Origin of the sequence: Undibacterium sp. Ji50W (genome assembly GCF_049340445.1) — a bacterium.
In the GTDB taxonomy this organism is placed as follows: Bacteria; Pseudomonadota; Gammaproteobacteria; order Burkholderiales; family Burkholderiaceae_D; genus Undibacterium.
Window position 1 is genome coordinate 26,049 of sequence record NZ_JBMPOX010000007.1, and the last position, 12,198, is coordinate 38,246.

The following is a 12,198-nucleotide window of genomic DNA, read 5'->3' on the forward strand; positions in this document are numbered from 1 at the left end:
CGGTATAGGACTTATGCAAAATTGTCCCAGCAAGGCGTAGCGACGAAGACAGTACTTTAGTACGGCTAGGAGCCACAACGCAGCTGGGGCGGTTTTGCGTAAGTCCTGCTGTATTGTCATTGCTGGATTTGCGCTGACGCAAGATAGTGTCAGCCAGTCCGCAGCTTCTTTCGCGACCATTGCATAGTGTACGCTGTAGCCAACCGCCTCAGCCATGCCGACCAGAACCATAGTCGGTTTTTTTTTGCCAATTTACTTGCTCGGACGTGTTTCATTGACTCGTTTCGCAAGGCATTTTTTGATTCATTTTTGCAACTCATTTTTGCAATTCATTTTGTAAGCCACCAGAAAGCTATCTCATCGATCATGAAGACACTATTGCCAGCCGCCTTGCGCGCCACGCATCCCATGCGTAGATTATTTTTACTGACTTGCCTTGCTGCCTCCAGCGCACTGTGTGCCGCGCCGGTGTATGCAGTTGAAAAGCCGGCCCAACCAAAACTGGTGGTGGTACTGGTGGTTGATGGCTTGCCACAAGAACAAGTGATGCGTTACCGTGAACAATTCGGCCAGGGCGGTTTTCGCCGTCTGCTGGAGCAGGGCGCCTGGTTCAGCAATGCCCATCAGGCCCATGGCGTCACGGTCACCGCAGTCGGGCACTCGGCCGTGCTGACGGGTGCCTATCCTTACCAGCATGGCATCATTGCCAACACCTGGACAGACCCGGTAACGCTGGCATCCGTCTACTGCACTGAAGATACGGCATACACGTATATAGGTGAAGAAACCAAGGCCAGTGACGGTACCTCTCCTGCCAATCTGCGTGTCAGCACACTGGGCGATGAATTGCGTTATGCCAGCGGTGAGCGTAGCAAAGTCATCACCGTATCCGGCAAGGACAGGGGTGCGATCCTGTTGGCAGGCAAGACCGGCACGGCCTATATGTATATGGGGAAAACCGGCAATTTTGCCAGCTCCACCTATTACATGAAAAACCATCCTGAATGGGTACAGCAATACCAGGCAGGCAAGCCTCAAGACCGTTTCTACGGCAAGGAATGGCGTCCTTTGCTGGCAGATGCTGCCTATGTCAATGACGCCAACGACAATCTGTTAAGCGATGCAGATGCCGAGGACAAGCGTTTCCCTTTCACTTACACCAGCAAATCAGGCAAACCCGATGCCGACTATTACGGCAAGCTGAACACAAGTCCTTTCCTGGATGAAATGACCCTGGATTTTGCCCGCGCCGCCATAGAAGGCGAAAAACTGGGACAGAACGGTGCCGGTGTGCCTGACGTATTGGGTATCAGCCTGTCCAGCCATGATTATGTGAACCACAGCTTTGGGCCGGAAAGCCGTATGTCACATGACCACCTGCAAAGGCTGGATCGCTTGCTGGCAGGTTTTTTCAGTTACCTGGATAAACGTGTAGGCCTGGCCAACACCATGGTGGTGCTGACGGCTGACCATGGTTTCCCCAACGTGCCTGAATTCTCACAAGCAATCAAGCGTGACGCGCAAAGACTGGATGGCAAGAAAATACTGGAAGCCATGAACCAGCATTTGTCCGAGAAATTTGGCCAGGACAAACTGGCGACGACCTGGAGCAATCCCAGTATCCTGCTCGACTACAAACTGATTGACCAAAAAGGTTTGAAGCGTGAAGAAGTAGAAACCGCAGCCGCCAGATTTGCTGTGACCGTACCCGGCATCGCCAATAGCTTTACCCGCACCCAGTTTGAAAACGGTACCCTGCCCCAAAACAGGCTGAGCACACTGATGCAAAGAGCCTGGAACAGGCAGCGTTCTGGCGACATCATGCTGGTCACCAAACCTTACTGGTATTTCGGTAGCGGCGCACATGGCACTTCACATGGCTCACCCTATAGCTATGATACCAATGTGCCGCTGGTCTTCATGGGCAAGCCATGGTTCAAACCGGGCGCTTATGGTCAATATGCAGAAGTCATGGACATTGCCCCTACTCTGGCGCATTTACTGAGAGTACGGCCACCTTCCGGTTCGGAAGGCCGGGTACTGACGGAAACCCTGCGTTAAGACTGTCAACGCAACCGGGTTGCCCATAGAAAAAGCCGCATGATTATTGATCATGCGGCTTTTTCCTGGCCGGGCTAGCCGGAGTACGACATCAACCAGCTTGTCGATAATTGTTTTGCATCTTGTAGCCTCTTGCATACAGGGCAAACAGGAAAGCCGCCAACAAGGCAAAGCCGGCAAAGAAGAACATCTGGAAGGCGGTAACACTCATGCCCGTGCTCTTGATCTGTTCGGTCACGGCATCACTCTTGACGCTGGAATTGGCCAGCAAGACCCACAAGTTACCTATCGTCACGGACAGGTTCCAAAAGCTCATGATGACACCCTTCATCGCCAGCGGTGCCTGACTATACGCAAATTCCAGACCGGTGGTCGATACCAGTACCTCACCAAAAGTCAGCAAGGCATACGGCAGGATTTGCCAGGTGATTTCGATCGCGTTACCGCCATCAATAGCCAATTGCATGAAGCCGACGACGATCCAGGCCAGGCCGGAAAACGCAATCCCCAGGCCCATGCGACGCAAGGCCGTCAGTTCCATGCCCCTGAGCTTCAGCAGCGGGTACAGCACCAGGTTATTGAATGGAATCAGCAACATCACCAGCAAGGGATTCAGGGCCTGCATCTGTGCCGGTTCAAACCATTCCGGCTTGGTCATTTTGTCTGCCTGTAATACCCAGGTTGAGGCCTTTTGATCAAACAGGGACCAGAAGGGTGTCACCAGGGCAAACACCACCAGTATGCGCAATACAGAACGTACACCATCGACCGCATGATCAGGATGGATGCCACGTGCGCGCTCCAGTTGCATCCACGCACCCATGCCACCAAAACCGAGTACCAGCACCAGCGCCAGGCACAAAGCAGCAACGATGCCGACTTTAGGAATCAGGAACAGGGAGCCGACTGCCAGCAAGGCACCCAACACGGCCATGTAATAACCGCTCTTTGCCTGACCCGGCACATCGGTGGTCAAGGCAGTACGCACGACATTCAGGAAAGAATGCGGATCACGCGGTGCCGGTTTTACATGCACATACCTGTTGCGGCCAGACCAGAAAATAATGGTGGCAATCAACATCAGCAAGCCGGGAATACCAAACGCAATACTGGCACCCAGTTTCTTCAGGAAGATAGGCATCAGCAAAGAGGCAAAGAAAGAACCGAAGTTGATGATCCAGTAGAAACCGTCAAATACCTTTTGCGCCAGCGACCTGTTGGACTGGTCAAACTGGTCGCCGACAAAGGACGTCACCAGCGGTTTGATACCGCCCGACCCCAGTGCGATCAGGAACAGCCCGGTATAAAAACCGTTTCGATTATCGTCAAAGAGCGCCAGGCAGGCATGGCCACCGCAATACACCAGGCTCAGCCAGAACACCGTATTGTATTTGCCAAAGAAACGGTCAGCCAGCCAACCGCCCAGTAAAGGGAAAAAATAGACGCCGATGACAAAGGTATGAAAAACCTCTTTTGCCATGCCGGCACGCATGTTTTCCGGCATGGACAACAGCAGGCTGGTAATCAGAAATGGGGTCAGAATATTCCGCATGCCATAAAAGCTGAAACGTTCACAGCCTTCGTTGGCAATAATATACGGTATCTGTTTTGGCATGCGCGCCTGGTCGGCACTGTCGATAGTCGCGGATTGAGTCATTCGTCTCTCCTGTTCAATTGTTTTTATCACACCATGACAAACCGCCTTTTTTAAAGGCTGGATTTATTTGCGATGGAAAGTAGACAGGTTTTGCTGGCTGTTCATGTGACGATCAACCAGAAAAACAGTGGGCGAAGTATCCGTATTTGCGAGGATGCCGTCAAGCCTGAAAATGGGATGGAATCAGGAAGTATGTTGCGCACCTCCCGGCGTCCTTTTCAGCAAAAGAAAAATGATGGCAGATAGCTATTGAAATAGTTAAGCCGCAGAATGGTCAACCGGTCGAAAACCCGCACAGATACTGATGCTGCGGCACGCAAATTGCGAAAAACTTATGGATGCAGAACAATATGGTTATGTATGATTATGTAGGGTTTTGGGCCAAACAATTTAAACCCTTAAAAAAATTCTGCCATGCGATTTCAGAATTGCTAAAAAAATACCCACCAGCAAGATGGGTATTTACTTCAGGCAATCCACGCGGCAACTATGCCGTTGCCGGGCGTCCGTTCATCAAACGCCAGGCCTTGAAAGGCAGACGGTAAATAAACCGTATCATCAGCAAGGTCAGCAAAGCCTCGATCAAGGTCAGCACAAAGGCAAACAGGGTATTCCAGCGCGTTTCGCGACGCCGGAATTTTGCCATCATACGGTCAAAGCTGATTTCTATGCTGTCATAGAAAGTCGGCACGACCAGCAAAGTCAGAAAGGTTGACGTGATGGTGCCGCCAATAATCGCAATCGCCAATGGACGGTAGAATTCACCGCCCTCACCTAAACCAATAGCCACCGGCAGCATGCCGGCAATCAGGGCAAAGGTGGTCATCAGGATGGGGCGCAGGCGCTTGCGGCCGGCATACATCAATGACTCTTCACGATCAAAACCTTCTTCTTCCCGTTTGCGGGCGCAATCCAGCAAGAGAATCGCATTTTTTGCCACCAGCCCCATCAGCATGATAATGCCGATGAAGCTCATCAGGTTCAGCGTACCCTTCGTTAGCAGCAAGGCCACCACCACACCGATCAGGCTCAGGGGCAGCGACAGCATGACGGCGATAGGTGCCGTGAAAGAACCAAACTGCATGACCAGGATCAGGTACATCAGGCCGATACCGGATACCAGGGCAATCGTCATTTCAGTAAACAGTTCTTTTTGCGAGCGCGCAGCGCCACCCAGTTCGATACCGAAACCGGTAGGGAAATTGATCGCCTTGGCGATCTTCAAGGCATCTGCCGTCACTTCGCCAGGCGACCTGCCCTGGGCATTGGCGGACACGGCAATCATGCGCTTGCCATCGGTATGCTGAATCTTGGCCGGTCCCTTGCCCATGGTGATGGTGGCAATCTGCTCCAGTGGCACCATCTTGTCACTGCCAGCCACGGCAATCGGCAGGCGTTCTATGTTTTCAGCACTGACGCGGTCTTCCGGATGCAGACGCACCGCGACATCCCGTGCTTCTCCGGTAGGGTCAACCCAGTCACCGATCTCGACACCGGCAAATGCCACGCGCAAAGCCTGCGCTGCATCATTGACTGAAATACCTAGGGAATTCGCCAGGCCACGATCCATCTCTATCTGCAATTCATCTTTCGGGTCTTGCTCGGACAAACCGACATCAACGGCACCGTTGACCTTGCTGAGTTTTTCCATGAAATCATTGGCGATCTGCATCAGCTTGCGCGAATCAGGGCCAGAGAACTGTATCTGTACCGGCTTACGGCCACCGTTTTGCAAATCGTCCTGCACCACATATTCGGCACCGATAATGCTGCCGACTTTCTTGCGCAATTCGACTGCGATCTCTACCGCTGAACGTGCTCTTTCGGTACTCTTGCCGATATCCACGTACACCCGGCCACCGGTGCTGTTGATGATGCTGTTGGTAACCTTGGTTTCCTTGATGGTACGTGCCAGCTCAGCGGCTTTTTCCACTTTCAGGCGACCATATTCCAGGCTGGAACTCGATGGCGTGCGGATATCAATCATGATGGTGCCATTGTCAGCCGTCGGCAAAAAACTGGTGCCACCTTTAGTTATGTGCAAGGCCAGTGCCCCCACAAGACTCAACCCAGCAATGATGGCCATCCAGACGCGGTGATGCAAGGCCCAGGCAATCACATTGCCGTAGCGGTCGGCCTGATGATCAAACCAGGTATTGAATTTAGCCAATACCCGGCTGATGCCACGTCTGGGTTGCAGATGATGCCCAACCGGGTCGCCCCAGTAAGCAGACAACATCGGGTCCAGCGTGAACGAGATAAACAGGCTGACCAGCACCGAGCTGGCCACCGTCAATGCAAAGGGCCTGAACCATTCACCCGACACACCAGGCATGAAAGCCACAGGGATAAACACGGCAATGATGGAGAAGGTCGTGGCTGCCACGGCCAGTCCGATTTCCTTGGTACCGTTGCTGGCAGCCGTGCGCCGGTCGGACCCCATTTCCATATGCCGCACAATATTTTCGCGCACCACAATCGCATCATCAATCAGTACCCCGATCGCCAGCGACAAGCCCAGAAGAGTCATGAAGTTCAGCGTAAAGCCGCACAGCCAGACCGCGATAAAGGCTGCGATCACCGATGTTGGCAAGCTCATCGCGGTGATCAGTGTGGAACGCCATGAGTTCAAAAATACATACACCACAAAAATCGTCAGTACGGCACCGAACATCAGCGATTCGATCACGTTATTCAGGCTGCTTTGCGCATCCTTACCGCCATCCTGGGTGACTTCCATCCTGGTGCCAGCCGGTAAAGTCTTGTTGATGTCTTCAACCAGAGTACGCACCTTGCCGGCCACCGTGACTGTGCTGGCATCGCGTGAGCGGGTGATGGAGATACCTACATTCGGTTGGCCATTGCGCACGCTGAACCCATTGATTTCAGCAAAGCTGTCGGCAATATCGGCCACCTGTGCCAGCCTGACCAGTTCATTACCGCGTCGCTTGATGACGATGTTCTGGAATTCGGCTGGTGATTCTATGCGTCCTATCAGGCGTATGCTTTGCTCATCCAGCCGGCCCTTGACCTTGCCCACCGGCGCCGTGGTGTTCTGGTTGCGCAAGGCGGTCACCACTTCTGCCACCGACACATTGTATTCACGCAGTTTTTGCGCACGCAACAAGACGGTCAGTTCCCGTTTCAGGGCACCGTCAACGGAGACTGTTGCGACCCCATCTATGGCACGGAATTTATCGGACAATTCATCTTCGGCCATGCGTGAAATTTCTGCATGGGTCAGGCCATCCGAAGTCAGTGCCAGTTGCATGATGGGCTGTGCCGAGGGGTCGCGTCTTTCAATCACAGGCTCGCGCATTTCCACTGGCATCTTGTAGCGTATTGATGCAATCGCATTCCTGACCTCTTCCGAGGCTTCAATCATGTTCTTGTTGAAGTTGAAGACGATGGTGATGCTGGCGCTGCCTTCGTTGGCAGTGGAACGTACCTGATACACGCCGGTAATGCTTTGCAGTGATTTTTCCAGGCGGTTGATGATCTCGCGTTCCACTGTTTCAGGTGATGCACCCGGGTAGGGTATACCTATGGACAGCACTGGTTCTTCCACGTCGGGGATCTGGTTAACCTTGAGTTTCTTGAGCGCCAGCAAGCCCACACACATCAGGGTGATGATGATCACGATCATCGCCACCGGGCGCTTGATACTGAAATCGGAGAGGAACATGGCTTATTTCCCGGCTGGTGATGTGGATGCTGTGGATGTGGCTGTGGCTGAAGCTGACGTGGGGGCTGCGGTTGCTGCAGTTGCAGCAGCAGTTGCAGCTGTTGTGGCGCTTGCAGTGGGGACATTCGAAGCGACGGATGCAATCATCTGCACCTTTTGCCCGTCTATCAGGGTGGATACCGGATTACGTACCACCTTGTCACCGTTGACCAAGCCGCTACGGACTTCAAAATCGCCACGGCGCGGATCGCGCTCACCAATGGTCAGGCTGACTTTCTTCAGCAAGCCATCCTTGACGCGCCAGGCATAGGCCTTGTCGCCATCCCGCAGCAGAGCGGTACTCTTGATCATCAGCGTCTGGCTGGTACCAGTCTCGACCCGCCCTTCGGCATACAGGCCAGACACGCGTGGTGGATTGCTATCGGCAAATGCCACCAGCACTTCAACCTGTCTGGTGGTGGCATTTGCCGCCATATCGACACGCTTGACCTTGCCAGTAAAACCTTGATTACCATAACCATTGACGCGGAAACTGACCATTTGCCCGATCTTGACATTGTTGACCTTGTCGGCAGACAGCAAACCTTCAAAACGCATGCTGGTAGGGTCTATCACTTTCACCAGTTCCTTGCCGATCTGGGCAGTATCACCGGCAGACACCTTGCGTTCGCTGACAACACCGTCAAACGGTGCCCTGACCTCGGTACGTTGCAATTGCTGCCTGGCCTGCACAGAACGCGCCTTGGCCGCGACCAGGTCGCTCTGGGTATTATTGCGACGGATTTCTGCATCTTCCAGTAATTGCGTCGATGTCATGCCCGAGGCACGCAGGGTTTTCAGGCGCTGGAACTGACGTTCTGCCTGTTCCAGTGTCTGTGCCGATGCGCGCGCTGCTTCTTCCGCCGAATTCAGGCTGTCGCGGATGGAAGTATCATCCAGCCGCACCAGCAAATCACCACGTTTGACTGTCTCGCCATTTTCTTTCAGTACCTGCAAGACCACGGTCGATAATTCGGAGCGCAAATCTGCCTTGCGTTCAGGCTGTATCGAGCCGGTAATCACCGGGCCAGAAGACAGGGCACTGTTTTGTATAAGCTGTAAATCCTCTTCCGTTACCAGCAAGGGCTTGTCCAATGCTGTGGCAGCTTTTGCCTGATCTGATTCTTTGCTGTCTTTATTCCCTTTGCTACAGGCACTCAAAGCCAGGGCCAGGGATAAGACAATCAGACTGGGTCGCATAAGACTGGGTCGCAACATGGTGAATCTCCGTATAATCATGGGAATAAGGCGGCAAGAGCCTGATTTGTAACAAAAAGTTCCAATATGTTACGCAGTATCCATGAGCAGGCTGTGCGATGTCAATCACGCATCACTGCCTGAATTTTCCGGCAAGAAATACTTGGAACTGGGCCCGGTACTTCTTGCAATGTTGTCGCAAGTCCGGTAGGCTGCGCCCTCTTTCGCATTCATCCTGCTGCTTATTGTGTCTGTATCTGCATCACCCGCCGCGGCACCACCTGTCTTACTGATCGTCACGGATGTTTTTGGCAATACACCAGCGATTGCCAGCTTTGCGCGGCAACTTCCCTTACCCTGCCTGATTGCCTCGCCGTTTAGCGGTGAAACCATACAGTACCCTGCAGAAAACCTGGCCTATCATGCGTTTATCGCCCAGGGTGGGGTTGCCGCCTATGCAGACAAGTTGTCCCAGCTTATCAAGGACCATCAGTCCAGTCTGCGGTATGCCATCGGCTTCAGTGCTGGTGCCAGTGCGCTATGGCTGAATAGTGCGAATCCTGCCATGGCAAATCTGCAACAGGCAGTACTGTTTTATGGTTCACGCATACGCGATCACCGTGACCTACAGCCTGCCTGCCCCCTGCGCCTGATTTTTGCCGAACAGGAAGCGGCCTTTGAACCGGCAGAACTGGTCAGCGACATGCGCCAGCGCGGCCACGCGGCAGAATTGGTCAAAGGCAGCAAGCATGGCTTCATGAATCCCTACTCCAGCGGTTTTTGCCTGAAAACCCAGGAACACTATCTACAAGAGTTGCTTGATCTGACACACATTAATGCGGCTGCCTGAATCGCTGCCCATAACTCATAGCCGCTTGGCAAGATTGAGTTTCCCCCCCTATTCCCCTATACTGCGCAGCGCGTGACACAATCACCGCCCCACGCTTTTGCTTACACCAACCCGTGATCAAAGGTTCTTGTTATTTGCAGGCCAGTACCAAAAACTTATTCAATTTATTAACTTTTTTGCGGTATGACCGCATCTGCCTGATCCGGCAGATCGCCTGGTTAATCCGCGCGGAGCCATAAGCATGACCGCCTTTGTATTCAATGAAATCAATTTTGACGACCACGAACAAGTCGTGTTCGCGTCTGAGGCCAAATCCGGCCTGAAAGCCATCATCGCTGTCCACAACACCAAGCTCGGCCCGGCCATGGGTGGTTGCCGCATGTGGAATTATGCAGATGAAGCAGAAGCTGTACGTGATGTCTTGCGTCTGTCGCGCGGCATGACCTACAAGAATGCAGTTGCCGGCCTGCCCATCGGCGGCGGCAAGAGTGTCATCATCGCCAATCCTAAAACCGACAAGAGCCCGGCCCTGTTTGAAGCCCTGGGTGAAGCCCTGGAGCGCCTGGGCGGCCGTTATGTGACGGCAGAAGATGTCGGCACCAGCCCTGTCGATATGGCCCATGTCGCCAGCAAAACCAATTACGTTGCCGGTCTGGGTGACCGTGGTGATCCATCGCCGTTTACGGCACTGGGTTGCTTTGTTGGTGCCCAGGCTGCAGTAAAACACCATTTCAAGCGTGACAGCTTTGATGGCCTGACCGTGGCACTGCAGGGCCTGGGACATGTCGGCTATGACTATGCACGCCAGTTGAAAGAAGCCGGTGCCCGACTCATCGTCACCGACATTGATCAGGCAGCACTGCAGCGCGCACAGGAAGAACTGGGTGCAGAAGTCGTGGCCATTGATGCCATCTATGATGTGGAAGCCGATATCTATGCCCCTTGCGCCCTCGGTGCCACCCTGAACCCGGACACGCTGTCACGCCTGAAAGCCAGGATCGTCGCCGGTGGCGCAAATAATCAACTGGCCACTGCCGACATGGGTGAAATCTGCCGCCAGAAAGGCATCCTGTATGCACCTGACTTTGTGATCAATGCCGGTGGCATTATCAAGGTGTGCTACGAATACCTGAACACACCGGAAGACGGCATGGTCGCCCACGTACGCCGCATCGGTGACACCCTGGCAGAAATATTTGCCCGCGCCGATGCTGAAGGCTTGCCCACCAGCGTTGTTGCTGATCGTATTGCGGAAGCGAAGTTCAAGAAATAAAGCTTGTCTGCTTATTGTCTGCTTGGCGAAACAAAAAACCACCTGATTGAAATCAGGTGGTTTTTTTATTTTCTGCTATGGTAGCGCCTGGGTAATAGCAATAGCAATGGCATGGCTTCCCACATACAAATGACACCACCCCGTGTATCTCTCTCAATTGCAAAGATCTGTATCTATTTCCCTTATCTTAAACAGCTTATTCTGATTGCTGACTCAAAAAACGGAGCAAAGCAATGACCGCATTATCGAATAGTCGCATGCTGACTCACTACAAAGCCTGGGCAGATGACAAGATGTTTTCCATGCTGAGTGCTTTGCCAGAGGAAGAGTTATTGCGTCCCAGAGCGACGCGCTTTGGCAATATGCTGCACACCATGAATCACATCCATGTCATCGATGACGTGTTTCGTGCGCATTTACTGGGGCAGCAGCATGGCTACCAGGATCGCAATACGGCCAGCACGCCGCCTCTGCACGAACTGTGGGATGCCGTAAAAAATATGGATCAGTGGTACCGGGATTTTACGCAAGAACTTAGTGAGGCTGACCTGGAGCGCGTCATCCATTTCAATTTTATCGGTGGTGGCCAGGGTGTCATGAGTTGTCAGGAAATGCTGCTGCACGTCGTCAATCATTCCACTTACCACCGCGGTTTTGTCGGCGACATGATGTATCAGGCCGGCGTCATGCCGCAATCCAGCGACCTTACCGTGTTTGTCAGGGATGTGCTGCGTGTCTGAGGATTTGCTTATTCCCTGGTAAAGCATGCAGGGACATCGAGGCGCTTGAAACCGCCGACGCTCAGGTTTACACTTGATCGCCTGTCCATCAGAACTGATCACACCATGACCATACTCACGACTGCACGCCTGCGCCTGGAACCGTTTACTGACAGCCATTTTGAAGGTCTGTCGCGCATGAACAGTGAGCCTGAGGTCATGCGTTACATCACAGGCAAACCGGAAACGCCGGAAGAAACCCTGGCGGTCATAGAACGCGTCAAAGGGCGCTGGTTAGAATTCGGCTTTTCCTGGTGGAGCTTTATCGAACTCGACACCAATGAAATCATCGGTGCCGGTTGCATACAATACCTGGGACGCGACCCGGCTAATCCGCTGGAAATAGGCTGGCGCCTGCGCAAGGATAAATGGAATCTGGGTTATGCGTCAGAAGCGGCACAGGCGATGGCGGCATTTGCCTTTGAAACCGTCAAGGGTGATTCCTTATTTGCGGTCTGCCATCAGGAAAACCTGGCTTCAGCCCATGTCATGAAAAAACTGGGCATGCAGTATCGCGGCATAGAACGCTGGTACGACATGGATACGGCGGTATATGTGATGCGTCGTGAAGACTGGCTGAATCGCGTCTGACTCATGGCTGACTCATGGCTGACTCATGGCTGACTCATGGCTGACTCATGGCTGACTCATGGCTGA

At 53.2% G+C, this 12,198-nt stretch carries 8 protein-coding genes; 5 read left to right on the forward strand and 3 right to left on the reverse strand.

Annotated features, from left to right (window positions below):
* Nucleotides 1-366: 366 nt before the first annotated feature.
* A complete protein-coding gene (locus ACO0K9_RS12520) occupies nucleotides 367-2,061 on the forward strand; it encodes an alkaline phosphatase family protein (RefSeq protein ID WP_422985321.1) in 1,695 nt (564 codons plus the stop codon).
* Between the two features lie 91 nt (nucleotides 2,062-2,152).
* Here ACO0K9_RS12520 and ACO0K9_RS12525 read toward each other — a convergent pair whose 3' ends face one another.
* The 3 genes from ACO0K9_RS12525 to ACO0K9_RS12535 all read right to left on the reverse strand — a co-directional run bounded on the left by ACO0K9_RS12525 (nucleotide 2,153) and on the right by ACO0K9_RS12535 (nucleotide 8,660).
* Nucleotides 2,153-3,718, reverse strand: coding sequence for an oligopeptide:H+ symporter (locus ACO0K9_RS12525; RefSeq protein ID WP_422985323.1), 1,566 nt, complete (start codon nucleotides 3,716-3,718; stop codon nucleotides 2,153-2,155).
* Nucleotides 3,719-4,205: 487 nt separating this feature from the next.
* Entirely contained in the window at nucleotides 4,206-7,403 is a 3,198-nt protein-coding gene (locus ACO0K9_RS12530; RefSeq protein WP_422985325.1) for an efflux RND transporter permease subunit, read from the reverse strand.
* Nucleotides 7,404-7,406: 3 nt separating this feature from the next.
* Nucleotides 7,407-8,660 (reverse strand): efflux RND transporter periplasmic adaptor subunit, encoded by a 1,254-nt coding sequence (locus ACO0K9_RS12535; RefSeq protein WP_422985327.1) that lies wholly within the window; start codon nucleotides 8,658-8,660, stop codon nucleotides 7,407-7,409.
* 226 nt (nucleotides 8,661-8,886) lie between these two features.
* Here ACO0K9_RS12535 and ACO0K9_RS12540 point away from each other — a divergent pair, with 226 nt between their 5' ends.
* The 4 genes from ACO0K9_RS12540 to ACO0K9_RS12555 all read left to right on the forward strand — a co-directional run bounded on the left by ACO0K9_RS12540 (nucleotide 8,887) and on the right by ACO0K9_RS12555 (nucleotide 12,132).
* Nucleotides 8,887-9,489 (forward strand): hypothetical protein, encoded by a 603-nt coding sequence (locus tag ACO0K9_RS12540; protein WP_422985329.1) that lies wholly within the window; start codon nucleotides 8,887-8,889, stop codon nucleotides 9,487-9,489.
* 241 nt (nucleotides 9,490-9,730) lie between these two features.
* Nucleotides 9,731-10,762, forward strand: a complete 1,032-nt coding sequence (locus ACO0K9_RS12545) for a Leu/Phe/Val dehydrogenase (protein ID WP_422985331.1) — start codon at nucleotides 9,731-9,733, stop codon at nucleotides 10,760-10,762.
* Between the two features lie 233 nt (nucleotides 10,763-10,995).
* A complete protein-coding gene (locus ACO0K9_RS12550; RefSeq protein WP_422985333.1) occupies nucleotides 10,996-11,502 on the forward strand; it encodes a DinB family protein in 507 nt (168 codons plus the stop codon).
* Between the two features lie 105 nt (nucleotides 11,503-11,607).
* Nucleotides 11,608-12,132: a GNAT family N-acetyltransferase gene (locus tag ACO0K9_RS12555; RefSeq protein WP_422985335.1), complete on the forward strand. Its 525-nt coding sequence runs from the start codon at nucleotides 11,608-11,610 to the stop codon at nucleotides 12,130-12,132.
* The last annotated feature ends 66 nt before the right edge of the window (nucleotides 12,133-12,198 follow it).

Coding starts and splice junctions, on each gene's coding strand:
- ACO0K9_RS12520 (WP_422985321.1), top strand. CDS start 367: ATGAAGACACTATTGCCAGCCGCCTTGCGCGCCACGCATCCCATGCGT.
- ACO0K9_RS12525 (WP_422985323.1), bottom strand. CDS start 3,718: ATGACTCAATCCGCGACTATCGACAGTGCCGACCAGGCGCGCATGCCA.
- ACO0K9_RS12530 (WP_422985325.1), bottom strand. CDS start 7,403: ATGTTCCTCTCCGATTTCAGTATCAAGCGCCCGGTGGCGATGATCGTG.
- ACO0K9_RS12535 (WP_422985327.1), bottom strand. CDS start 8,660: ATGTTGCGACCCAGTCTTATGCGACCCAGTCTGATTGTCTTATCCCTG.
- ACO0K9_RS12545 (WP_422985331.1), top strand. CDS start 9,731: ATGACCGCCTTTGTATTCAATGAAATCAATTTTGACGACCACGAACAA.
- ACO0K9_RS12550 (WP_422985333.1), top strand. CDS start 10,996: ATGACCGCATTATCGAATAGTCGCATGCTGACTCACTACAAAGCCTGG.
- ACO0K9_RS12555 (WP_422985335.1), top strand. CDS start 11,608: ATGACCATACTCACGACTGCACGCCTGCGCCTGGAACCGTTTACTGAC.